Here is a 23,722-nt window from a genome sequence, read left to right as displayed (position 1 = left end):
CGCTCACTCGCGGATCTCTTCCAGTCCCACGCCCCAAAGCGCGGTCTTGTCGACCCAGCCGCGATAGCCGTCGGCGGTCAGGCGGCACCAGTCCGGCCCGCAATCGCCCAGCCGCGCGATCACCCCCAGTTCCAGCCGGGCCACCACCACGCTGTCCGGGTCGGGACGGCGGTAGAGGCTCAGCATGTCCTGTTCCACGATCACCGTGCGGGCGCCCGACAACAAAGAGTAATGCACCCAGCCGCCGGCGCCGTCCCGGTCGCGGACCCGGCGCCAGTGGCCGTGTTCGGCGGTGATTTCCAGCGGCATTCCGCGCCGCTTGTAGACCCAGTCGATCCGGTGCGTCAGCGAAGGCCCCCGACGGACATTGCCCTCGGACGCCTTGAGCGAGACGAAACGCGGCAGCGGCAGGTTCGTCACCGGCCCCCGGTCTTGCCCCGCCGTGCCGGGACCGGCCAGAATCAGCAGCGCCACCGCGGCGGCGATCGCTTGTTTGAACATGGTTTTCAGGTCCTGCTCAGTTTTTCCGGCGGGGTTCTTGTGCCCCGTCCTTTCCTGTCGCAGTCTACCGCCCGTGGGACCCGCAGGGGAAGTTTGGGGAGAGGCTGAATGCCATCAAAACGTCTGAGTGTTGTCGTGACGCGACGCTTGCCCGAAGTGGTCGAGACACGGCTCACCGAGTTGTTCAACGCGAAACTGCGTGCCGATGACACGCCGATGACCCGTGGCGAACTGATCGACGCGGTGCAGGAGGCCGACGTGCTGGTGCCCACGCTGACCGACCGGATCGACGCCGGGCTGATCGGCCAGGCCGGTGAACGGCTGAAACTGATCGCCAATTTCGGTGCGGGCTTCGATCACATCGACGTCTCCACCGCGCGGTCGCGCGGCATCCTCGTGTCGAACACGCCGGGTGTGGTGACGGAGGACACCGCCGACATGGTCATGGCGCTGATGCTGGGTGTGACCCGGCGCATCCAGGAGGGTCTGACCGTCATGCAGGGCGGCGACTGGGCTGGCTGGGCGCCCACCGCTTTGCTGGGCCAGCGCCTGGGCGGGCGCCGCCTGGGCATCCTGGGCATGGGCCGCATCGGCCAGGCGGTCGCGCGGCGCGCCGCCGCCTTCGGGATGCAGGTGCATTACCACAACCGCCACCGCCTGCGCCCCGAGACCGAAGAGGCGCTGGAGGCCACCTATTGGGAAAGCCTCGACCAGATGGTGGCGCGGATGGACATGATCAGCGTGAACTGTCCGTCGACGCCCAGCACCTACCACCTGCTGAACGCCCGGCGCCTGCAACTGATGAAACCCAGCGCGGTGATCGTGAACACCTCGCGCGGGGAGGTCATCGACGAGAACGCGCTGACCCGGATGCTCAAGACCGGGCAACTGGCCGGTGCGGGGCTGGACGTCTACGAACATGGTATCCAGGGCAACCCCGAGCTGCGCAACATGCCCAACGTGATGATGCTGCCGCATATGGGATCGGCCACCGAAGAAGGGCGGATCGAGATGGGCGAAAAGGTCATCATCAACATCAAGACCTTCGACGATGGTCACCGTCCGCCGGACCAGGTCGTGCCCGCGATGCTGTAGGGCGCCCATCCGCCGCATGGACTTGGGGCGGCCCGCCGCGCATCAGGCGGGGGCGGATACCAATCGGAAAGGCCCCCGCCATGACCCAATGCGCGCTTTGCAAGGCCGAGGAGGCCACGCCCTTTGCGGTGGCCCCGCGACCCGATGAGGTGGCCCTTTGTGCGACCTGCCGCGCGGGTGTGGAAAACGGGCCCGAGGACGGCCCGCACTGGCAATGCCTGAACGAGGCGATCTGGAGCACGGAACCCGCCGAACAGGTCCTGGCCTGGCGGCTGCTGAACCGGCTGAACGCGGCCTGGGCGCGGGACCTGCTGGACATCGCCTACCTTGAACCCGATGTGCTGGACTGGGCGCAGGCCGAGGCCGCGCCTGCCGAGAGTGTCGTTCACCGCGACTGCAACGGTGCGGTCCTGTCGGACGGGGACACGGTGACGCTGATCAAGGCGCTGCCGGTCAAGGGCGCCGGGTTCACCGCCAAGCAGGGGACGGCGGTGCGCAAGATCTCGCTGGAGCCGGACAACGCAGACCATATCTCGGGCCGGGTCGAAGGACAGCGGATCGTGATCCTGACGAAGTACGTCAAGAAGGCCTAAGATTGCTCACCCGCACATCAGGCCTATCCCCGACTCGTTTCTGCTGATTGACTGCCGGTTAGTAGACGCAACCAGGGAGTGTGTATGATGAGGATTGCGCAGATAGCCACGCTGTTGATGCTGACGGCGGGCGCGGGGCTGGCACAGCAAAGCACGGATACCGTCGCCCCCGAGGCGGCCACGGTGGATGGCGGCGGCTTTGCCGCCTTGTCGCCAGAGGTCGCCGCAGCGCTGGAGGCCAAGGAGGCCGGTCAACCGGTCAAGGCGCAGACATGGATGGTGGCGGCAGCCAACCCGCATGCGGTGCAGGCCGGGGCCGAGGTGCTGCGCGCCGGCGGCACGGCGGCGGATGCCATGATCGCCGTGCAGACCGTGCTGGGGCTGGTCGAGCCGCAAAGCTCGGGCATCGGCGGCGGGGCCTTTCTCGTCTGGCACGACGGCGAAACGGGCGAGATCACCACGCTGGACGGGCGCGAAACCGCACCTTTCGCGGCCACACCCACCCTGTTCCAGACGGCGGATGGCGAGCCGATGGGATTCTGGAACGCGGTGATCGGGGGCCGTTCTGTCGGCGTGCCGGGCACGCCCGCGCTGATGCAGGCCGCGCATGAGAAATGGGGCAAGTCCGACTGGGCCGGGCTGTTCGATGCGGCCACGCGGCTGGCGGACGAGGGGTTCGAGGTCTCTCCCCGTCTCAGCCAGCTGGTGCTGGCCAATGTCCCCGCGCTGACCCGCTACGAGCCTTCCGCCAACTACTTCCTGCCGGACGGCATGCCGCCCGTGGCCGGGACCGTGCTGAAGAACCCGGATTATGCCAATGTCATGCGGCGCATGGCCAGCGAAGGCGCGCAGGTGATCTATCAGGGCGAGATCGCGCAGGACATCGTCGACACGGTGCGCGGGTTCGAGCCCAACCCCGGCGTGATGAGCCTTGCCGACCTCGCCGCCTACGAGGTCAAGGAACGCCCGGCGGTCTGTGCGCCGTTCCGGGGGCTGGAAGTCTGCGGTATGGGCCCGCCCTCGTCCGGTGCGCTGACCGTGGGGCAGATCCTGGGGATGCTGGATGCCTCTGATCCAGGTGCCGCGGATGATCCGCAGACCTGGCGCAAGATCGGCGATGCCTCGCGTCTCGCCTTTGCCGATCGGGGCCGCTACATGGCGGACAGCGATTTTGTCCCGATGCCGACCGACGGGCTGGTCGATCCGGCTTACCTGGGCGAACGCGCGCGCCTGCTGGAAGGCGACGATGCCCTTCCGGAAGTGGCGCCGGGGATGCCGGCCTGGGATCACGCGATGCTCTGGGCCGATGACGAGAGTATCGAGTTCCCCTCGACCTCGCATATCTCGATCGTCGATCAGTACGGCAACGCGCTGTCGATGACGACGACCATCGAGAACGGCTTTGGCTCGCGCCTGATGACCAACGGCTTCCTGCTGAACAACGAGCTGACGGATTTCTCGTTCCGCTCGCACCAGGACGGGGTGCCCATCGCCAACGCGGTGGCGCCGGGCAAACGGCCGCGGTCGTCGATGTCGCCCACCATCGTGCGCGAAGAGGGCAAGCCGGTGCTGGTGATCGGATCACCCGGCGGGTCGCGGATCATTGGCTATGTCGCGCAGGCGATCATCGCGCATGTGGACTGGGGCATGGATGTGCAGCAGGCGGTGGCCATGCCGCATGGCGTCAACCGTTTCGGCACCTTCGACCTGGAGGCCGGAACGCCGATGGCCGACATGGCGACCGCCCTGGCAGAGATGGGGTTCAACACCGATGTGCGTGATTTGAATTCCGGCCTGCATGCCATCGCCATCGGGGCGGAGGGTCTGCAGGGTGGCGCTGATCCGCGCCGCGAGGGGATCGCGCTGGGCGAGTGACGCCGCTCAGCCGGACAGGCGCAGGCAAGCCCCCCGGTGGCGGGACTTGTCTGCGTACATCCGCGCATCCGCCCTTTTCAGCAGCATGTCCACGTCGCTGCCGTCATGCGGGGCCGTGGCCCGGCCAAAGGCGGCGTCGATGCCGGGCAGGACGATATCCGTACCGCCCGGCCGTTCCAATGTCATCGGCCGGGCCAATGCCGCGCGCAGGTCGTTGACACAGGTCAGCATCGCCCGCTGGGTTGTGTCCGGGCGCCAGATGCCGAATTCATCGCCGCCCAGCCGGGCGGCGCTGGCGTCGTTGCGCAGGGTTTCGCGCAGCCGTCGGGCGACCCGGCTCAGGACCTCATCGCCGGCGCAATGGCCGTACTGGTCGTTGATCGGCTTGAATCCGTTGAGGTCGATGTAGATCAGCCCGACAGTGCCCTGAGGACTGGCCAGCAGCCGCTGTCCTTCTTCACGGAAACTGCGGGCGTTCATCAGGCCGGTCAGCGGATCGGTCATGGCAAGGCTGGACAGCCGCCGCGCCGTATGGCGCAGCCTGTCGCGTTCCTCTTCCGTCTGACTCAACCGGCGGCGCGTGCTGTCCTGCTGGCGTTCCAGCGAAGTGAGCCGTGCGGCAAAAAGGTTGGATGGGTCGGATTTCAGCATTACCAAGGGATTTTCCATGCCGGGCAGGGGATCGATCCGCCAGGCCTGGAATGTCATCGGTTCCTCGGTAAAGGTCAGACGCAGCGGAATCCCGCGCGAGGTGGAAATCGCCTGTTTCAGCCCCTTTGTCATGGTGCCGGCATCTTCGCGGGCCAGGCTGGCCAGTTGCAGGCCGACCTGCAGCCCGGGAAGGTCGCGCGCGTGGCGGTTGGCCAGAAGGACGGTCCACTGGTCATCCAGCAGCATCATCGCGCGAGGAGCACGCTCGATTGCCTGGCCGATAGCACCCAGGGCCGCGTCCAGCACGGCGTCGGTCACGGTCATCCCGCTGCCCGGCTCCGGGACAGGGTGAAGCCCTGACCCCGGTCCTGGCTGTTTGCGCGCAAAAGACCCTTCATGCGAAAAACTCGTAGATGTCGCCATCCTCGCTCCGGACCAGGTGGACCGTGACATGGCAACGGGAATGTCCCATCGACAGTGCCTCGTCGATCTCGACCGAGGCATAGCCATTCGCTTCGGCAGCGATGCGGCCAAAAACGTTGGTGGTCATCATGCACAACGAGGGCCTGCCCTCGACCCGCTTGCCAAAGGGGCAACTGGAGGCGGTGAATACCAGTTTGTCCGGCCCTGCCTCGACCAGTTCGAAATGCCCGCCGATCTTTTGCTTGAGATCACACAGGATGCGGCCGATTTCGACCGGTTCACCAGGCAGTGCGCCGTCATCATCACGGTAGCGGTCGGCAATGCTGCGGCCCATGTCGTCGCCGACACGCGCGACAAAGGCCGAAGCCTCATCCATGCCCACGACTTCCTGAAGGGTGCCGGACAAGGCCCCGACGATATCCGCGAAGAAACCCTTGGGATTGAGGTCGTCGATGTCGGACTTCGGGGGCGTCGGGGCCATCGGGGCCTCCAGCAAACGAATAAACTCGGTTAACAGAACATCAAAAAGGTTAAAATGCAGTAAATCTTTAACCTGGGTTCACGCGCTCACGGACTCGTCAACTCGCTCATTTGGGGGGGGCTCCGCCGGCGAATGGGACGTCGACGGAGCACGGGGCCTGGGTCAGCCCATTTCCTTGTAGGATATTTCGCGCGTGTCGGCGCCCGGTCCCATCTTGGAGCGGCGCACCATGAGCCGGTTCAGCGCCTGGATATAGGCACGCACGGAGGCGACGACTGTATCGGTGTCCGCAGACTGGCCGGTGGCGATGATGCCGTCCTCTTCAAGCCGCACGGAAACGGTGGCCTGGGCGTCGGTGCCCTCGGTCACGGCGTGCACCTGATAGAGCTGCAGCCGCGCCTTGTTGGGGTGCAGTTCGCGCACGGCCTTGAAACAGGCATCCACGGGGCCGTCGCCGTGGCAGGTTGCGCTCTGGTCCTGGCCATCGACTTCCATTTCAAGCTGCGCCTCGGCCGGACCGCCGGTGCCGCAGACCACCCGCAGGTTCACCAGTTCAAGGCGGTTCGAATCGCCGTCGGTGGTTGCGGTGACAAGCGCCAGAATGTCGTCGTCAAAGACCTCTTTCTTGCGGTCGGCAAGATCCTTGAACCGCACGAAGATGTCCTTGAGCTGGTTGTCCCCGACCTCGACACCAAGGTCCTTGAGCTTGGCCCGCAGCGCGGCGCGGCCCGAATGCTTGCCCAGCGGCAAGGAGGTGCCCGCGATGCCCACGTCCTCGGGGCGCATGATCTCGAAGGTCTCGGCGTTCTTCAGCATCCCGTCCTGGTGGATGCCGCTTTCGTGGGCAAAGGCGTTCTTGCCGACGATGGCCTTGTTGAACTGTACCGGGAAGCCCGACACCGTCGAGACGCGGCGCGAGATATGCATGATCTTCTTGGTGTCGATCTCGGTGTAGTAGGGCATGATGTCGCCCCGCACCTTGAGCGCCATGACCACCTCTTCGAGGGCCGTGTTGCCCGCTCTTTCGCCAAGGCCGTTGATGGTGCATTCGATCTGGCGTGCGCCACCCGCGACGGCGGCAAGGGCGTTCGCCGTCGCCATGCCAAGGTCGTTGTGGCAATGGGTGGCAAAGACCACCTCGTCACCGCCGGGCACGGTTTCGATCAGCTTGCGGATCAGGTCGGCGCTTTCGACCGGGGCGGTATAGCCCACCGTGTCGGGAATGTTGATCGTGGTGGCGCCCGCCTTGATGGCGATCTCGACCACGCGGCAGAGGTAATCCCATTCCGTCCGGGTCGCATCCATCGGCGACCATTGCACGTTGTCGCAGAGGTTGCGGGCGTGGGTCACGGTCTCGTGGATGCGCTCGGCCATCTCGTCCATCGTGAGGTTCGGAATGGCGCGGTGCAGCGGCGAGGTGCCGATGAAGGTGTGGATGCGCGGCCGTGCGGATTTCTTGACGGCCTCCCAGCAGCGGTCGATGTCGGGCAGCTGCGCGCGGGCAAGGCCGCAGATCACGGCCTGTTTGGACCGTTGGGCGATTTCGGAAACGGCGCGAAAGTCGCCTTCGGAGGCGATCGGAAAACCGGCCTCGATGATGTCGACGCCCATGTCATCGAGCAGCTCTGCGATCTCGAGCTTTTCGTCATGGGTCATGGTGGCGCCGGGCGATTGTTCGCCGTCGCGAAGGGTGGTGTCGAAGATGACGACGCGGTCTTTTTCGGTGCTCATGGTCTTTCCTCAGCTATGCGGGCGGGCCGCCGGGGCGGTCCGGACTGTCTTGGGGGGTGACCTGCGGGCACGCGCGCCGGGTCCGCGAAAGCGGAAGGATGACGGCCCCGGTTCTGGCCTGATGTGTCTGTCATCGGAAAGGTCCCAACTCGTGTGCGTGCAGGTCCCGGCGCGTCACACATCTCCTCTGAGCACGCGCGCCGAGGGGGCCACGCTCAGAGGCGAGTTAGCAGTAGACCGGCGCCAAGCGCAAAGACCGCCGAAAGGCGGGTCTGAGGGGCGTTATGGCGGGTCGTGATCATGACGGCCAATATACGGAGCAAATTCCAAATGAAAACCCGGTTTCGACGGGAAAATTCGACACTCTGAAAAACAACCTAAAGACGATTCGTCTATAAGTTTCGCTATTTAAAATAGAAGTCAAGAATTCACTTGAGGGGGATTTTCTTCAACACTGCACCCTCAAAAGTTGATTCCCCGGGTTTGGAGGCCCTCGTTATGAACAGAATTTTTCTATTGTTGTCAGCGCTATGCCTGTCGTCGCCAGCCGCGGCGCAACCGATCTACAGCGATGGCGTGACGCAATACGCCAGCGTTCAGTCCCAGCAATGGGTGAATTGCGCCAAGGAGGGCAAGGAATGCGAACCCGGGACCAGCGACCTGGTCATCACTCGTTACGGCATCAGCGAGGATTTCACCTTTTTCATCACCAAGGGTCTGGAAAAGGTTCCCTGCAAGAACTTCTGGGGCGACCCGTCGCGCGGGACAGACAAGGAATGCGCCTACATCCGCGAGAACCTGTTTGGTGTGCCGCCGGATGAAACCTTTGCCAAGGTCGCGGACGAAGGAAAGGATTTCAGCAATCCGAACGGGGAATTCCGCTGGGTCCGCTACGGCACCGGGGGCAAGTGGGCCTACACGCTGATTGGCGGATCAAACAGCCAGAAGATCGCCTGCACCAACGATTATTTCGGGTTCGATCCGGTTAAGGGCAGCGACAAGGTCTGCCAGATGGGTGATGCCTATACCCTGGGCTACGGCGACGTGATCGAATGCGCCACCGAGGACCGCGAATGCCAGATGAACGTGGGTGACGTCGTCATGGTCCGTTACGGGGCCGAGGATCGCTATGACATCCGGTTCGTCCACCACACCGGAAATGCCTTCCCCTGCGAGAACAACTTTTTCGGGGTCGACCCGATCCACACCGGCAAGCGCTGCTACTACCAGGCGCAAAAGCCCTTGTCGGTGAACACCGTCGGGCGCTGGGAAAAGGTGATTTCCTGCGATGGCAAGAACTGCCCGATCAGCCATGAAATTTCGGTCGGGACAACCAAGACCAACAGCTGGACCACGACCCAGCAATGGGGGATCACGGTCACGGAATCGATGGAAGCGGGGCTGACCATCCTGGGCACCGGGGTCAAGGCCTCGGCCTCGATCTCGCAGTCCTACGCGGCCTCGTTCGCCTTCACCTCGGCGCTGTCGAAATCGGTGACGCAGAACTACACCGCGACCTGCGATCCCAGCGGGGAATATTCCAGCCGCGCGTTGTGGCAATTCTCGACCGGGACCGGCGAGACATGCCTGGAATCCGGAACCTGTGACGGGGCGACCTTCACGGCGGAATATCTCTGTGTCGGTGACGCGCCCGGGGACTACGTGGGTCCGGCCTGCATCCCCGGATATTGCGCGGACGAACTGTGCACGGTCTGCACCTACGAAGACGCTGCGGCAGAGTGATGCCACGCGTTCCCGCCTGAAACCACGGGGCGCCCTTGGGCGCCCCGTTCGCCTGCAATGCTGCGTTTGCCTTGTGGCACACATCAGGCATACTTGCCCCGAGGCAAGATAATCGGGGCAGAGCCATGATAAGAATTCTGGCGGCACTGCTGGTGCTGTATGCAGGGGCCGCATCGGCGCAGGGCCGGGACTCGGCGCGCGTCTACGTCTTTGGCAACTCGCTGGTCCATCACCAGAGCGAGACATCGGACCATACCAACGTTCCCCACTGGATGAACCAGATGGCGAGGGCGGATGGGCGGTCGCTGGCTCTGGACGGGCAATGGGGGTTTCTCAGGAACTTTGCCGACAGCCTGCCGCCAACGGCGAACTGGTCCTTTCCGGGGGTGCAGGGCGCCTGGTCGCCGGGGCAGGGGCCGTTCCGCGACGGGCGCTACGACGCGGTAATCGCGACGCCCGCGAACTTTATCCAGTACCAGTTGCCCGACGTGCCCTATGACGGCGACAATCCGGATGGGGAAAGCCCGCTGGGCGCCTTGCAGCGGATCTTTGACTGGGTCGAGGTCAACAGCCCGGGCACGCGGCTGTTTGTCTACGAGGGCTGGTCGGACATGGCCAGTTTCTCGCGCAACTTCCCGCCCTCGAACCGGCAGTTGCGCCGGTATCACGATTTCAACGCGGGCGAATACCACCAGTGGTATCGCGACCTGCTGAACGTGATGTCCGTCACCCGTCCCGACACGCAGGTCGAGGTGATCCCGGTGGCCTCGATCCTGGCCGGGTTCTTTCAGCGGGGCGGCCTGCTGGAGGGGCTGCCGGCAGAGGCGCTTTATACCGATAACGCGCCGCACGGGACGCCGACGCTCTACATGCTGGCGGCGATGGTCACCTATGCCTGGATCTACGACGCGCCGCCGCCGGAGGGGTTCTTGCCCCCCGCGACGCTGCATCCGGACGTGGTGGCCAACTATGCCCAACTGGCAGAGGCGATCTGGCAACAGGTGCCGCAGCGCGAGGCCACGGCCCCCGCGCCCGGCGATCCGCCGACAGAGGAGGCCCGTGCGCCGGACCTGCCCGAACGCCAGCCGATTTCGCTGCCGCCGCGTGGTGTCAGGCCCCAGGGTGCCCCGGCGCTGGGGATTGGCCTGAACGGCATTTCCGACTGGTCGACCCAGCATCCCTTTCTCGACCTGATGAAATCCTCGCGCGGCTGGGTCGGCAACATCGGTGACCGATGGGGCGCCGTCAGCACCGAGGAGTTGCGCGCCGGCGGTCATCTGGACGAGGACGACTGGCCCTTGCGGATGCCCGAAGGGGTCGACGCCATCGAAACCGTGATCCTGACGAACCAGCCCAGGGACGCGGTGTCCCTGCGCGGTGACTATGTCCTGACCTATGACGGCAAGGCCGAGTTCAAGCTGGTCGGCCGGGCCCGGCGCGTTCGGAACGAGCCGGGCCGCATGACCTTCAGTTATGAACCGGGCGAGGGGCTGGTGGCGCTGTCGATCACCGCGATCGACCCCGCCGACCCGATCCGCAACATCGTCATCCTGCGCGAAGAGCACGAGGCGCTGTACCGCGCCGGGGCGTTGTTCAACCCGGATTTCCTGGCCCGGATCGAGGACGTGCGCGTGTTGCGCTTCATGGACTGGATGATCACCAACGGCTCTCCGGTGACGGGATGGGACACGCGGCCGACGATGGCAACGGCCAGCTGGTCGGAATGGGGGGTGCCGGTCGAGGTCATGGTGCGGCTGGCCAATCTTGTGGGTGCGGATGCCTGGTTCAACATGCCCCACCTGGCCGATGACGATTACGTCCGCCGCTTTGCCGAGATCGTCGAACGTGACCTTGATCCCCGCCTGAGGGCTTATGTCGAACTGTCCAACGAGGTCTGGAACCCCGGTTTCCCGCAGGCGGCCTGGGCGCGCGGCCAGGCAGAGGCGCTCTGGGGCGCGACGGACCAGGGATGGGCGCAATTCTACGGGCTGCGGGCAGCGCAGGTCATGGACATCTGGACCGAGGTTTTCGGCGAAAAAACTGATCGCCTGGTGCGGGTGGTGGCGACGCATACCGGCTGGCCCGGGCTGGAACAGGAGATCCTGCAGGCGCCCCTGGCCTTTCTGCGGCTGGGGCACATGCCGGTCGACAGTTTCGACGCCTACGCGGTGACCGGCTATTTCGGCTACGAGATGGGCGGCGAGGAAATGGCGCAGCGCATGGACGGCTGGCTGGATGCGGCCGCCGATCTTGCCCAGGACGCGGGCGCGGCCGAGGGCCTGCAGCGGGTCGCCCTGCGGGAATTCGTCAAGGATCGCCAGTTCGAGGCCGCCATCGCCCCCGTGGCCGAGGCGCTGGAGAAAGGGTCGTTGCGGCAGCTGGTCGAGGAGATCTTTCCCTATCACGCCGGGGTGGCCCGCAAGCATGACCTGCGGCTGATCATGTACGAGGGCGGCACGCACCTGGTGGGACATGGCGCGCGGGTCAATGACGAAAGGCTGACCGCCTTCTTCGAGGTGTTCAGCTATACACCCGAAATGGCGCGCCTGTACGAGATCCTCCTGGCCGGATGGGTCGATGCCGGTGGCGTGCTGTTCAACGCATTCGTGGACGTGGCGCCCTCGTCCATGTGGGGCAGCTGGGGCGCCCTGCGTTATCTCGAGGACGAGAACCCGCGCTGGGACATGCTGATGGCCTACAACGCCTCTGGCCCCAACGGCTGGGAAGCGCGGGACGAGGCCGCCTTTCTGAACGGTGTCAGGCTGCTGGGCGCCGAGGGCCGTATCCAGGGCACCGCGCAGGAAGACTATCTGACCGGCGGGCCGGGGGACGATGTTCTGGTCTCGGGTGGTGGCGCGGACGTGTTGAACGGGGGGCCTGGGCAGGATCGCGCGATCTTGACTGGAACGCGTGCAGGCTATGAGTTCACACGGGAAAACGGCACTGTTCTTGCGCGTGCCGACAGCGGCCCCGTTCGCATGGCAGGGATTGAAGAGGTGGTCTTTGACGCCGCCCCCGACACCGTGATCCCGCTGGCAGACCTGCTCCGCTGACAGCCATCGCCCGCGCCGCGATTGTCAAAACGCCTTTGAAGGGGCACACTCGGCCCGACGACATTTCGACAATCCGGCACAGGTTAAGGGGTAGATCACATGGCGGTTTCGACGGGGGCCATTCTTTTCACGGGAAATTTCACGGGACCGAACGGCGACGGAACGAGCAATCCGCACGAGCTGATTTCCTTCATCGCGGTCCATCCGATCCCGGCAGGTGAGGTCATCGTGCTGCACGCGCCGGAGGCGGGATCGGATTCGACGATCACCTTTACCGTCGGCCCGGCCGGGCTGGCGCCGCTGGACCGGGTCACGATCGCCGAAGGGGTAGGAGGGGCCCAGGGGGCGACTGCGCTGCTGGAGGATCCATCCGGCGGATCCGTTACCCCGGCGGCGGGCGACCTGTGGTCGATCACGGGGGCGGACAATATCATCGCCTCTTCCAACGGTCAGGCGATTGCCGCGATTTCCAACCGTGGCGCCTGGGACGTGAACTTTGCCGAAACCGGGCTGAGCCGGACGAATATCGACATCGCCATTGCCAATGACGATCCCAGCCCGGTGATCGACAATATCACCGCCGACAGTGGGGATGACGAGAACGCGCTGTTTGCCGGTACGGACATCGCCGATATCGACGACCCGGCTTTCTGGGTCCACACGGACGTGAACCAGGACTATGCGGCGCCGAATATCAGCGGCACCACCTTTGCCACGCAGGACGCCGGCATCACCTGTTTCCTGGCCGGGACCGGGATGGCGACCCCCGATGGCGCGCGCGCGGTCGAGGACCTGGCACCGGGTGACCTGTTGCGAACCCTGGACGGGCGCGATGTGCCGGTGCGCTGGGTCGGCAGGACCACCGTTTCGACCCGCTTCGGACCGGCCGAGCGGTTGATGCCGGTGCGCATCCGGGCCGGTGCGCTGGGCAATGGCCTGCCGTTGCGCGACTTGCTGTTGACCGCGGACCACGCGCTTTATCTGGATGGAATGCTGGTGAACGCCGGGGCGCTGGTGGATGGCGCGGGCATCGCGCAGGTGCCCCTGTCTCGGATGGGAGAGCGGTACACCGTCTACCATGTCGAGACCGAGGCGCATGAGGTCCTGCTGGCAGAGGGGGCGCCTGCCGAGAGCTATGTCGATTACGCGGGGCGGCGAAGCTTTGACAACTTTGCCGATTACATGGAGCGCTACGGGACAGAGCGGGTGATCCCGGAAATGGCCTGCGCGCGGATCTCGTCGCGGCGGCAGGTGCCGGAGAGGCTGCGCAAGCGTCTTGTGGCCTGAACCGGGCAAACGGGCGGGTGGATGAAACCCGCCTTACGCCTCGGGGCCCGTGGCCGGGGTCCGCAGGCGCTCGATCTCTTCGACCAGAACCTCGGCGCCCAGCGACGCGCGGAAATTCTCGACGATGTGCAGGCGTCCGGCCTCTGACAGGCGCATCAGCGCGTCCGGATCGCCGACCAGGCTGCGGATCGTGCGGGCCAGCATCCCGGGGTTCTTCGGCTCCACCAGGTAGCCGGTGGAGCCGTCGGTGATCAGTTCGGGCACCCCGCCCGCGTCGGTGCCGATGGTCGGAACACCCATCGACATGGCCTCCATGTAGGCGACGCCCAGGGGTTCGTGCCAACTGGCCAGGACGAACAGGTGCGACTCTTCCAGCTTGTCCTTGACCTCGCCCGCGTCGATGGCCCCCAAAAGCTTGACGTGATCCTGCAGGCGCAGCCGCTTCAGCGTCTCTTCCAGCTCGATCCGGTAGCCGGTGCCACCGTCGTCATCCTCTCCGGCGATCTCGACACGCACGTCGACGCCCTGGTCCAGTAGCTGGCGAGTGGCGGCCATCAGGTCCTGGTGCCCCTTGACCACGTTCAGGCGCCCGCAGGCGAATATGCGGATCGGGCGGCCGTGTTCGGGTGGCTGGTAGGGCGTGCGGCGCTGCAGTTTCTCGGTGTCCACACCCATCGGACGGATGATCCGGCGCTCCGGCAGCGATCCGGCCAGGGTCTCTTCGATCTCGGCCAGGATCTTGCGGGTGATGATGGTGGCAAAGCTGGCGTGCCGCCATTTCACCCGCTGGCCGGGGCCGTAATCCGACAGCGGCCCGTGCAGGGTCAGTGAATAGCGAGGCCCGCCCATCAGGTGCGCGAAACAGGCGATCAGGGCGACACGCCCGCAGGAATGGGCATGGATGTGATCCAGCCCGCGCGCCGCCGCCTCGCGCCGCAGCCGTTCGGCGGCGGCCATTGTGATCAGCGCGTCCCGGGCGAATCCCGGTCCCTCGCGCAGTATCCACAGGGGCAGGCCCCTTGTGCTCAGCTTGGCCAGCGCCACGGCGGCGGGCAGGGGATCGACATGGCCCAGGTAGGTGGTGCGCGCGATCGCCCGGTCGGACCAGTCGTGCGAAATCAGGCGGCGCGGCGGCTTGCGGGTCGAGAATACATGAACCTCATGGCCCATCGCCTCCAGCGCGCGGATTTCGCGCCAGAAAAAGATGTGCGTCTGTCCCGGGAATTGCGGGACGATGTACCCTATACGCAAGCCTTGCGTCACCTGATAATCCTATGGATGGCAGCCGCGCCTCTTGTGGGGCGTTCGTCGTTATCAAACCTAATCGATTCCATGCTTTGGCCACAGTTCCGCAGCAGTTTCCAGAGCAAGGCGAGGTGTATTTTTTTCATGTGTGGCCCCAGTGGTACGGGTGTGAGTGCGGGATATGGATACAACCATGCAGAGGCGGAACGCGGGCGTTTCGATCATTCTTCCGGCAAGCAACGAGGCAGCGCTGATCGGCGGCTGCCTCGAAGCATTGCTGGCCTCTGACGGGCCCGGCGATCACGGGGTCGAGGTCATCGTCGTGGCCAATGGCTGCCGCGACGACACGGCCGGACTCGCCCGGGCATTCGCCGCGCGCATGGCGGCGCGGGGCTGGAATCTGGAGGTGATCGAACGTCCGGCGGGCGGCAAGCCCGGTGCGCTGAATGCCGGGGACGCGGCGGCCAGCGGGGCGATCCGGATCTACCTGGACGCGGATGTGACCGTGACGCCGGACCTGTTGACCCAGTTGGTCACGGCGCTGGACGTGGATGCCCCGCGTTATGCCAGCGGCCGGGTCGAAATCGCCGCAGAGGGCGCGATCAGCCGGGCCTATGCGCGGATCTGGCGGCGTGTCCCCTTCATGCGGGACGTGGTCCCGGGTTGCGGCCTATTCGCGGTGAATGCGGCGGGCCGGGCCCGCTGGGGCGCCTTCCCCGAGATCATCTCGGACGACATCTATGTCCGGCTGCAATTCCGCCCGGGTGAACGCCAGGGCGTGCCGGCCCCCTATCGCTGGCCCATCGCCGAGGGTTGGCGCAACCTGGTCAAGGTGCGCAGGCGGCAGAACGCCGGCGTGGACGAGATTGCCGCGCTTTACCCGGGCTTGACCCGGAACGAGGACAAGCCAGGCTTTCCCCTGTCGGAAAAGCTGGGTCTCGCGCTGCGCGATCCGCTGGGCTTCGCGGTCTACGGGGGCGTCGCGCTGGCGGTAAGGTTGACTCCGCGTGCCAGGCAGGACTGGAGCCGTGGACGATGAGCGCGATGGACGCCTTCCGAAGCGGGTCCGTCACCGCGCGAGCGATGCGGTCGTCGCTGTTCACGCTGGGCAGTTTTGGCTTTGGCCAGGTGGTGCGGCTGGGATCGAACCTGATCCTGACCCGGTTGCTGTTCCCCGAGGCCTTTGGCCTGATGGCGCTGGTCATGGTCTTTCTCATGGGGCTGGGCCAGTTTTCGGACGTCGGCGTGACGCCGGCGATCATGCAGTCGAAACGCGGTGACGATCAGGACTTTCTGGACACCGCCTGGACGATACAGGTGGCACGGGGCATCGGCCTGTGGCTTGTGGCCTGCGGATTGGCCTGGCCGATGGCCTGGGTCTATGACCAGCCTTTGCTGACATACGTCCTGCCCGTTTCGGCGCTGACCCTGCTGATCACCGGGTTCAGGCCAACGCGGATGATCACCGCGAACCGACACCTGTTGATGGGCCGGGTCACTGTCCTGGACATGGCCACGCAACTGGCGGGCGTCGCCGTTGCCGTGGCCCTGGCCTGGTGGTGGGGCTCGGTCTGGGCGCTGGTGATCTCGGGCGTGATCGGCGCCCTGATCGAGGTGGTGCTGAACTGGCGCTACCTGCCCGGCCCGGCCAACCGCCTGCGCTGGGAAGGCACGGCTGCGCGCGAGCTGATTTCCTTCGGGAAATGGGTGTTCCTGGCCACGGTCTGCGGCTTTTTCTTTACCCAGGCCGACAAGATGCTGATCGGCAAGTTCATCGCGCTGGATGCCTTCGGTGTCTACAACATCGGGTTCTTCTGGGCCTCCTTCCCGCTGATGCTGGGAAATCTTCTGACTCACAAGATCCTGATCCCGGTCTACCGGGAAACCCCACCGACGGAAAGCCGCGAGAACTTCCTGAAACTGCGTAAGATGCGCTTTGCCGTGTCCATCGGCTTGATCGGCTTTGTCGGAATCTTTGCCCTGATGGGCGTTTGGCTGGTACAAACGTTGTATGATGCGCGTTACGCCGCCGCGGGGGCGGTAGCGGTGGTCCTGGCCTGTGCGCAGATCCCGATGCTGATCGTCATGACCTACGATCAGGCGGCGCTCGCGGCGGGGGACTCGCGCCGGTACTTCTACCTGGCGCTGGCCCGTGCGGTGCTGATGGTGGGCTGTATCCTGATCGGGCTGCAGGCGGCTGGGCTGATCGGGGCGCTTGTCGGGCAGGCGGCGGCCTTTACGCTGGCCTATCCGGTGGTGGTCTGGCTGGCGCGCCGCATGGGCGCCTGGGACGCGCTGCACGACGTCGTTTTTGCCTGTGCCGGGCTGTTTCTGGCAGGGCTCGCCATTTGGTTGAACTGGGGTCCGATTCTGCACCTGTCACAGCAGGGTGGATAAGGCCGGTGTCCCGAAAGGCGACAATTTCGAAAGGATTGGTTCATTGTCCAGACCCAGTTCAGGCTATCCGCCAGTCCGGCCCGGAATCGGGCGGACATGGGTGCGTTTTCCTAAAAATCGCCGCAATTCCCCGTCACCTGTGACACCGGGTGGCGGCGCATGTTTTTTCGAGGTCCGGCATGACGGGTGAGACGGCGCAGCAGTACGGTGAGACCGATATCGCCATCGTCGGCATGGCAGCCCACCTGCCGGGGGCCGCCGATATCTCCGAATACTGGCGCAACCTGCGTGACGGCGTTTCCTCGATCCGGCGCCTGTCCGAGGACGAGTTGCGCGAGGCGGGTGAAGACCCCGGGCTGATGCGTCACCGAGACTACGTGCCCTTTGCCGCCCCGCTGCAGGACTTTGCGCATTTCGACGCCGAGTTCTTTGGATTCAGTCCAAAGGAGGCGGCGATCATGGATCCTCAGCATCGCCAGTTCCTGGAGACCGCCTGGGAGGCGCTGGAAAACGCGGGCCACGTGCCGGACAGCTTTGACGGCCAGGTGGGTGTCTTTGCCGGCTGCGGGATGGGGTCGTATTTCTATTTCAACGTCTGTTCCAACCCGGATCTGGTGGACAACACCGGCATGTTCCTGTTGCGCCATACCGGGAACGACAAGGATTTCATGACAACGCGCCTCAGCCACGTGCTGGACCTGCACGGGCCGTCGATCAACCTGCAGACGGCCTGCAGCACCTCGCTGGTGGCGACGCATTACGCGGTGCAGGCGCTGCTCAACGACGAATGCGACATGGCCATCGCGGGCGGCGTGACCATCGAGCTGCCGCAGGGGCGCGGCTATCTCTACAAGGAAAACGAGATCCTCTCGCCCGACGGGCAGTGCCACGCCTTCGACCATCGTGCCAAGGGCACGGTCTTTGGCTCCGGTGCGGGCGTCGTGGTGCTGCGGCGACTGGCGGATGCGGTGGCAGATGGCGATCACATCTACGCGGTCATCAAGGGGTCGGCCGTCAACAACGACGGCGCGCAAAAGGCCGGATACCTGGCCCCCAGTGTCGAGGGACAGGCGAGCGCCGTGGCCGAGGCGCAGGCCTTTGCCGGGATCAGCGCCGATACCGTGGACTATGTCGAATGCCACGGCACCGGCACCTACCTGGGCGATCCCATCGAGGTCGCCGCCCTGACCGAGGCCTTTTCCGAAACGTCGAATGCCGTGGGCCACTGCCGCATCGGGTCGGTCAAGACCAACATCGGCCACCTGGACACGGCTGCCGGCGTGGCGAGCCTCATCAAGGCCGCGCTGGCGCTGCACAATCGGCAGATGCCGCCCTCGCTGGGCTTCGAGGCGCCGAACCCTGCCATTGATTTCGAACACTCGCCGTTCCGCGTGAACGACCGGCTGACCGACTGGCCGCGCGCGGGACATCCGCGCCGGGCGGGCGTGAACTCGCTGGGCGTGGGCGGCACCAACGCCCATGTGGTGCTGGAAGAGGCGCCGGAGCGCGGGCCGAGCGACGAAAGCGACTGGCCGTTCCAGATCCTGACCGTCTCGGGGCGGAGCAAAACGGCGCTGGACGAGAATGCCGCGCGGGTGGCCGCGCATCTGCGCGCCCATCCCGAACAGGACCTGGCCGATGTGGCCTTTACCCTGAAGGAAGGGCGTCGCGCGTTCGAGAAGCGCCGCGTGGTGGTGGCCGAAAGCCACGAGGAGGCGGCGCGCCTGCTGGAGGGCGGTGATGCGCGCCGGGTCTTTACCCATGACGCGCTGGACCGGCCCGAGGTCGTCTTCATGTTCCCCGGAGGCGGCGCGCAATACGCGGGCATGGCGCGCGATCTCTACGAGACGGAGCCGGTCTTTGCCGAGTGGATGGACCGGGGGCTGGATCACCTCGAGCGAATTTCTGGCGGAGATGTCGATGGGGGTATTTCCGCCAAGAAGAAGCCAGGGGTGCGTGATCTGTGGCTGCCCGCGCGCGGGGCAGAGGCCGAGGCGGACCGGGCCCTGTTGCAGCCCTCTCTGCAACTGCCGCTGATCATGATCACCGAATATGCGCTGGCGCAGTTGTGGATAAGCTGGGGCGTGACGCCCGGCGCGCTGACTGGTCACTCAATGGGGGAAAACACGGCGGCTTGTGTCGCGGGCGTCATGGGCTTCGAGGATTGCATCGGGCTGGTGCACCTGCGCGGGCGGCTGTTCGATACGGTGCCTGCGGGGGGCATGTTGTCCGTCGGGTTGCCCGCCGAGATGTTGCGGCCCCTGCTGGGCGACGATCTGGACCTTGGCGCGGTGAACGGGCCGGAGCTCTCGGTGGCCTCGGGGCCGCAGGCGGCGCTGGAAGCCTTGCAGGCGGAGCTGGAGCGGCGCGAGGTGCAATGCACCCGCATCGGCATCGACATCGCGGCGCACAGCCGGATGCTGGAGCCGATCCTTGCGGAGTTCGGCGCCTACCTCCGGGGGATCGAGTTGCGCGCGCCCGAGTTGCCGCTGACCTCGAACCGGACCGGCGCGCTGATGACGGCGGAGCAGGCCACCGATCCGGAGTATTGGGTCGCGCATCTGCGCGGTACGGTGCTGTTTGCCGATTGCATCGGCACGCTGGACGCGGACAACCGGGTTTTCCTTGAGGTCGGGCCGGGCAAGGCGCTGACCTCGCTGGCGCGGCAGCAGGTGGGGGGCAACCGGGTCCTGTCCTCTCTGCGGCACCCGGACGAGCCGATTGCCGACGACAAGCACATGTTCGAGGTGCTGGGACGGTTGGCGGCGCTGGGCGTCGGGATCGACTGGACCCAGGTTTGGGGCGAGGCACGGCGCAATCGCGTGGTCCTGCCCAGCTATGCCTTTCAGCGCAGCCGGTATTTCATCGAGCCGGGGGAGGCGGCGGAGAAGGCGCCCAGTTATTTGATGCGCAATGACGAGATCGGGGAATGGGGATGGCAGCCGGTCTGGCGGCCACGCTCTGCCCCGGTCGAGGTGGACGTGGTCGATGGACTGTCCGATGCCGCGCCGCAGGTCTGGCTGATGTTCATGGACGAGGCCGGAGTGGCCGCGCGGTTGGCGGACCGGCTGCGCATGGCGGGGAATACCGTTGTCGAGGTGCGCCCCGGTGATGCCTTTGCCCGTGTGGGCGAGGGCTATGTGCTGGCGCCCGAGCGTGGGCGCGAGGGCTATGACCTGCTGGTGCAGGACCTGGCGGCGCGCGGGGTGGTGCCGACGCGCATCGGGCATTTCTGGCTGCTGACAGAGGGTGAGACCCACCGCCCCGGGTCGAGCTTTTTTCATAGGGTTCAGGAACAGGGCTTTTACGCGCTGATGTTCCTGGCGCAGGCGATCGAGGGCGAGGGCCTGCCGCGCCCCCGGCAAGTCACCATCGTGACCAATGGGGCTGCGCAACTGCGGGATGAGGCGCTGCCCTACCCTGAAAAGGCGACCATTGCCGGGCCGGCGCGGGTGATCCCGCGCGAATTGCCGGGCATGAGCGTTGCCACGCTGGACGTGACTTTGCCCGCCCTAGTCGAGGCGCCTTTCTGGGGCCGGGCCAGGGCCCAGGCGGCGCATGAGAGCGCGATGGCGGCGTTGACGGCCCGCGTGCTGGAGGAGCTGGTGAGCGAGCCGGGCGACCGGATTGCGGCGCTGCGCGGGGGTCGCCGGTTTGAATGCGCGATGAAACCCGTTGCACTGGATGAGGCGCCCGAGGTGAAGCCGGGCGGAACCTACCTGATCACCGGCGGATTTGGCGGGATCGGCCTGACCCTGGCGCGGGATTTTGCATCGCGCGGGGCAAAACTGGCGCTGATGGCGCGCAAGCCCCTGCCCGACCGGGCGGAGTGGGACGATTACCTGCGCCGCCATGCGCCGCAGGACCGGGTGGCCCGGCGCATCCGCGCCGTCACCGCGCTCGAAGAGGCGGGCGCCGAGGTCATGGTGGTGGCGGCGGATGTCTGCAACCTGGGCCAGGTTCAGGCGGCCCGGCGCGCGGTCGAGGAGTGCTTTGGCGCGATCACCGGGGTCATCCACGGCGCGGGGGTGATCGACGACGCGCCCCTGCTGGCCAAATCGCCCTCCAGCGTCGAGGATGTGTTCACACCGAAGATCCACGGCACGGAGGTGCTGGGAGAGGTTTTTCCGGACGGCAGCCTGGACTGGATGGCGCTGTTTTCGTCTTCTTCGACCGTCACGGCACCCGCCGGGCAGGTCGACTATGTCGCCGCAAACGAGTTCCTCAATGCCTTTGCCCGTGCACGCAGCGGCAAGACGCGGGTTGTGGCGATCAACTGGGGCATCTGGAACGAGGTCGGCATGGCGGCAGAGGCGGTCGCGGCCCGGACCGGCGACCTGCCGAAACCGCCCGTCACGCCCGTCACGCAAGAGATGTTGGCCGAGGCGACTTTCGACAGCCACGGCAACCGGTTGTTCACCGCGCAGTACGCGGAGACGGATTGGTTCATCGACCAGCACAGGACGCGGGCGGGAGACGCCCTGCTGCCCGGTACCGGCTACCTGTCGATGGCAGCGCAAGCGCTTCAGGCGCATGGCGAAAGTGGCGGGTTCGAAATCCGCGACCTTGCCTTTCTGCGGCCCTTGCGGGTGGCCCCCGGGGGCTCGCGTGACATGCGCCTGCGCCTGACGCGCGCCGACGATGGCTATGGGTTTGACGTGCTGGCCGATGCCACGCTGAACGGGCGGCAGGGTTTTGCGCTGACCGCGCAGGGCGCGCTGTCGCTGATGCCCCTGGCCCGGCCCGCACCGCTGGACCTGGGCGCGATCCGGGCGCGCTGCCCGGCGCGCGTCGATGGCAATGGCGCCAAGCTGACCTCGGCGCAGGAGGTGCATCTGGCCTTCGGTCCAAGCTGGAAGGTGCTCGATGCCCGCGCGCTGGGCAAGGGAGAGGGGATCGCCGATCTGTCTTTGCCCGCAGGTGCCGCGGCGCCCGACATGCCATTGCATCCGGCGCTGATGGACATTGCCACCGGCTGGGCGATGGACCTGATCGCGGGCTATCAGCCGACGCACCTTTGGGTGCCGGTGCGCTATGGCCGCATGCGGGTTCATGCACCGCTGGGGAAACGGGTGGTCAGCTGGGTGCGAAACGCCGCCGACAACCGGGCCGATGGCGAAACGGCCAGCTTTGACGTCACGCTGTGTGATCCCAAAGGCGCGGTGCTGGTGGAAATCTCCGGCTTTACCATCCGCAAGCTGGCCAGTGCCGACATCCTGAAAAGCGCGCCGCGCCTGACCGCGGCGGAACTGGAGGTCGAGGACGGCGACGCCACGCAGCCCCTGTCTCCCGCCGAGGAACGGCTGGCGCACAACCTGAGCCAGGGCATCCTGCCCGCCGAGGGGGTCGAGGCCTTCCACCGGGCGCTGGCGCTGGGGGCAAAGCAGGTCGTGGTCTCGTCGATGGATCTGGATGCGCTGACCGCGCAGACGGGGGCCTCGGTCGCCGAGGCGACCTCTGGCCAGACCTTCGAACGCCCGCAGCTGGAAAGCGATTACGTTGCCCCCGAGGGCGAGATCGAGACCCGGCTGGCCGGCTTCTGGGAGGATCTGCTGGGCGTCACCGATGTGGGTGTCGAGGACAGCTTCTTTGACCTGGGCGGGCATTCGCTGATCGCGGTGCGGCTGTTTGCGATGGTCAAAAAGGCCTTCCGCGTCGATTTCCCGATTTCCATCCTGTTCGAGGCGCCGACGATCCGCGCCTGTGCCGCGCTGATCGAGGACCAGATCGGCCCGGTCGAAGGCGATCCCTACGCCGCGCCGAAGGCGCCGCAGCGCCGGTTCACCCATCTTGTGCCCATGCATGACGGCGACGGCGGCGCACGGCAGCCCTTCTTCCTGATCGCGGGCATGTTCGGCAACGTGCTGAACCTGCGCCACCTCGCGCATCTCTTGGGCAGCGACCGGCCGTTCTATGGCGTGCAGGCGCGCGGGCTCTATGGCGGCGCGGCGCCGCATGACAGCATCGAGGAAGCCGCGCGCGACTACATCGCCGAGATGCGGCAGGTCCAGCCGCACGGCCCCTACATGGTTGGCGGATTCTCGGGCGGGGGGATCAGCGCCTACGAGGTTGCCCGCCAGCTGGAGGTTGCCGGCGAAGAGGTGTCGCTGGTTGTGATGCTGGACACGCCTTTGCCGCAGCGGCGCCCCCTGTCGCGCCGGGATCGGATGATGATCCAGTGGCAGCAGGCCAGGGAAAAGGGCCCGCTCTATCCGTTCATCTGGGGCAGGAACCGCATCGCCTGGGAGTTTGCCAAGCGTCGCCAGACGCAGGACACCGGCGCCGAACACGCCTTCCACAACGCCGAGATCGAGGCGGCCTTCTACCGGGCCATCGCGGCCTACCAGGTCCGGCCCTGGGATGGACGCGTGGTGCTGTACCGTCCGCCGCTGTCGGGCAAGTGGACGGTTTCGGGCGGGGCGCTGGTCAACAGCGAACGCACCTATGTGACGCCTGACAACGACTGGGGCCTGATGGTGCCGGGGGTCGAGGTGCACGAGGTGCCGGGCGACCATGACAGCATGGTGCTGGAACCCAACGTGCGGGTGCTGGCCGGGCTGATGCGCGAGGCGATCGAGAGCGCCGAGGCGGAGAGCATTGGTCACGGCGAAGTGGTGGCCTTTCCCGGCCACGCGGCGGAGTGAGCG

At 66.0% G+C, this 23,722-nt stretch carries 14 protein-coding genes; 9 read left to right on the top strand and 5 right to left on the bottom strand.

Going from position 1 to position 23,722, the window contains the following annotated elements:
* Window positions 1-3: 3 nt before the first annotated feature.
* Window positions 4-501, bottom strand: coding sequence for an SH3 domain-containing protein (locus BLQ71_RS12930; RefSeq protein ID WP_043140290.1), 498 nt, complete (start codon window positions 499-501; stop codon window positions 4-6).
* A 108-nt stretch (window positions 502-609) separates the two neighbouring features.
* On the opposite strand from BLQ71_RS12930, the gene BLQ71_RS12925 reads away from it, so the two are divergent.
* The 3 genes from BLQ71_RS12925 (at window position 610) to ggt (ending at window position 4,064) form a co-directional block, all read left to right on the top strand.
* Entirely contained in the window at window positions 610-1,596 is a 987-nt protein-coding gene (locus BLQ71_RS12925) for a 2-hydroxyacid dehydrogenase (protein WP_043140292.1), read from the top strand.
* A gap of 80 nt (window positions 1,597-1,676) precedes the next feature.
* The gene (locus tag BLQ71_RS12920) at window positions 1,677-2,189 is read left to right on the top strand and encodes an alkylphosphonate utilization protein (RefSeq protein WP_074622006.1); all 513 of its coding nucleotides are present in this window, start codon (window positions 1,677-1,679) and stop codon (window positions 2,187-2,189) included.
* Window positions 2,190-2,273: 84 nt separating this feature from the next.
* Window positions 2,274-4,064: a gamma-glutamyltransferase gene (gene ggt / locus BLQ71_RS12915; RefSeq protein WP_373286037.1), complete on the top strand. Its 1,791-nt coding sequence runs from the start codon at window positions 2,274-2,276 to the stop codon at window positions 4,062-4,064.
* Window positions 4,065-4,070: 6 nt separating this feature from the next.
* On the opposite strand, the gene BLQ71_RS12910 is transcribed toward ggt, so the two are convergent.
* The 3 genes from BLQ71_RS12910 to BLQ71_RS12900 all read right to left on the bottom strand — a co-directional run bounded on the left by BLQ71_RS12910 (window position 4,071) and on the right by BLQ71_RS12900 (window position 7,350).
* Window positions 4,071-5,039, bottom strand: coding sequence for a GGDEF domain-containing protein (locus BLQ71_RS12910; RefSeq protein ID WP_074622005.1), 969 nt, complete (start codon window positions 5,037-5,039; stop codon window positions 4,071-4,073).
* A gap of 70 nt (window positions 5,040-5,109) precedes the next feature.
* On the bottom strand, window positions 5,110-5,619 hold the full coding sequence (locus BLQ71_RS26015; protein ID WP_043140295.1) for a methanogen output domain 1-containing protein: 510 nt from the start codon (window positions 5,617-5,619) through the stop codon (window positions 5,110-5,112).
* A 162-nt stretch (window positions 5,620-5,781) separates the two neighbouring features.
* Window positions 5,782-7,350, bottom strand: a complete 1,569-nt coding sequence (locus BLQ71_RS12900; protein WP_069210451.1) for a 2-isopropylmalate synthase — start codon at window positions 7,348-7,350, stop codon at window positions 5,782-5,784.
* A gap of 498 nt (window positions 7,351-7,848) precedes the next feature.
* On the opposite strand from BLQ71_RS12900, the gene BLQ71_RS12895 reads away from it, so the two are divergent.
* The 3 genes from BLQ71_RS12895 to BLQ71_RS12885 all read left to right on the top strand — a co-directional run bounded on the left by BLQ71_RS12895 (window position 7,849) and on the right by BLQ71_RS12885 (window position 13,433).
* A complete protein-coding gene (locus BLQ71_RS12895; RefSeq protein ID WP_133066154.1) occupies window positions 7,849-9,093 on the top strand; it encodes a hypothetical protein in 1,245 nt (414 codons plus the stop codon).
* A 125-nt stretch (window positions 9,094-9,218) separates the two neighbouring features.
* On the top strand, window positions 9,219-12,146 hold the full coding sequence (locus BLQ71_RS12890; protein WP_074622003.1) for a calcium-binding protein: 2,928 nt from the start codon (window positions 9,219-9,221) through the stop codon (window positions 12,144-12,146).
* Window positions 12,147-12,245: 99 nt separating this feature from the next.
* Window positions 12,246-13,433: a Hint domain-containing protein gene (locus BLQ71_RS12885; RefSeq protein ID WP_074622002.1), complete on the top strand. Its 1,188-nt coding sequence runs from the start codon at window positions 12,246-12,248 to the stop codon at window positions 13,431-13,433.
* A gap of 33 nt (window positions 13,434-13,466) precedes the next feature.
* Here the strand turns inward: BLQ71_RS12885 and epsE are convergent, their stop codons facing one another.
* The gene (epsE, locus tag BLQ71_RS12880; RefSeq protein WP_229754855.1) at window positions 13,467-14,696 is read right to left on the bottom strand and encodes an exopolysaccharide biosynthesis GT4 family glycosyltransferase EpsE; all 1,230 of its coding nucleotides are present in this window, start codon (window positions 14,694-14,696) and stop codon (window positions 13,467-13,469) included.
* Between the two features lie 175 nt (window positions 14,697-14,871).
* Here epsE and BLQ71_RS12875 point away from each other — a divergent pair, with 175 nt between their 5' ends.
* The 3 genes from BLQ71_RS12875 (at window position 14,872) to BLQ71_RS12865 (ending at window position 23,719) form a co-directional block, all read left to right on the top strand.
* Window positions 14,872-15,717 (top strand): glycosyltransferase family 2 protein, encoded by an 846-nt coding sequence (locus BLQ71_RS12875; protein WP_074622033.1) that lies wholly within the window; start codon window positions 14,872-14,874, stop codon window positions 15,715-15,717.
* Window positions 15,714-17,075: an oligosaccharide flippase family protein gene (locus BLQ71_RS12870; protein WP_043140304.1), complete on the top strand. Its 1,362-nt coding sequence runs from the start codon at window positions 15,714-15,716 to the stop codon at window positions 17,073-17,075. The genes BLQ71_RS12875 and BLQ71_RS12870 overlap by 4 nt, the downstream gene beginning before the upstream one ends.
* Window positions 17,076-17,254: 179 nt before the next feature.
* A complete protein-coding gene (locus tag BLQ71_RS12865) occupies window positions 17,255-23,719 on the top strand; it encodes a type I polyketide synthase (RefSeq protein ID WP_074622001.1) in 6,465 nt (2,154 codons plus the stop codon).
* The last annotated feature ends 3 nt before the right edge of the window (window positions 23,720-23,722 follow it).

The sequence above is a fragment of the Antarctobacter albus genome (assembly GCF_900101505.1).
GTDB classification, from domain to species: Bacteria; Pseudomonadota; Alphaproteobacteria; order Rhodobacterales; family Rhodobacteraceae; genus Antarctobacter; species Antarctobacter albus.
The sequence above is the reverse complement of the archived record's forward strand: the minus strand, read 5'-3'. Positions and strand labels throughout refer to the sequence as shown.

Excerpts from the sequence above, each read along its gene's own strand:
- BLQ71_RS12930 (WP_043140290.1), bottom strand. The coding sequence starts at position 501 with ATGTTCAAACAAGCGATCGCCGCCGCGGTGGCGCTGCTGATTCTGGCC.
- BLQ71_RS12925 (WP_043140292.1), top strand. The coding sequence starts at position 610 with ATGCCATCAAAACGTCTGAGTGTTGTCGTGACGCGACGCTTGCCCGAA.
- BLQ71_RS12920 (WP_074622006.1), top strand. The coding sequence starts at position 1,677 with ATGACCCAATGCGCGCTTTGCAAGGCCGAGGAGGCCACGCCCTTTGCG.
- ggt (WP_373286037.1), top strand. The coding sequence starts at position 2,274 with ATGATGAGGATTGCGCAGATAGCCACGCTGTTGATGCTGACGGCGGGC.
- BLQ71_RS12910 (WP_074622005.1), bottom strand. The coding sequence starts at position 5,039 with ATGACCGTGACCGACGCCGTGCTGGACGCGGCCCTGGGTGCTATCGGC.
- BLQ71_RS26015 (WP_043140295.1), bottom strand. The coding sequence starts at position 5,619 with ATGGCCCCGACGCCCCCGAAGTCCGACATCGACGACCTCAATCCCAAG.
- BLQ71_RS12900 (WP_069210451.1), bottom strand. The coding sequence starts at position 7,350 with ATGAGCACCGAAAAAGACCGCGTCGTCATCTTCGACACCACCCTTCGC.
- BLQ71_RS12895 (WP_133066154.1), top strand. The coding sequence starts at position 7,849 with ATGAACAGAATTTTTCTATTGTTGTCAGCGCTATGCCTGTCGTCGCCA.
- BLQ71_RS12890 (WP_074622003.1), top strand. The coding sequence starts at position 9,219 with ATGATAAGAATTCTGGCGGCACTGCTGGTGCTGTATGCAGGGGCCGCA.
- BLQ71_RS12885 (WP_074622002.1), top strand. The coding sequence starts at position 12,246 with ATGGCGGTTTCGACGGGGGCCATTCTTTTCACGGGAAATTTCACGGGA.
- BLQ71_RS12875 (WP_074622033.1), top strand. The coding sequence starts at position 14,872 with ATGCAGAGGCGGAACGCGGGCGTTTCGATCATTCTTCCGGCAAGCAAC.
- BLQ71_RS12870 (WP_043140304.1), top strand. The coding sequence starts at position 15,714 with ATGAGCGCGATGGACGCCTTCCGAAGCGGGTCCGTCACCGCGCGAGCG.
- BLQ71_RS12865 (WP_074622001.1), top strand. The coding sequence starts at position 17,255 with ATGACGGGTGAGACGGCGCAGCAGTACGGTGAGACCGATATCGCCATC.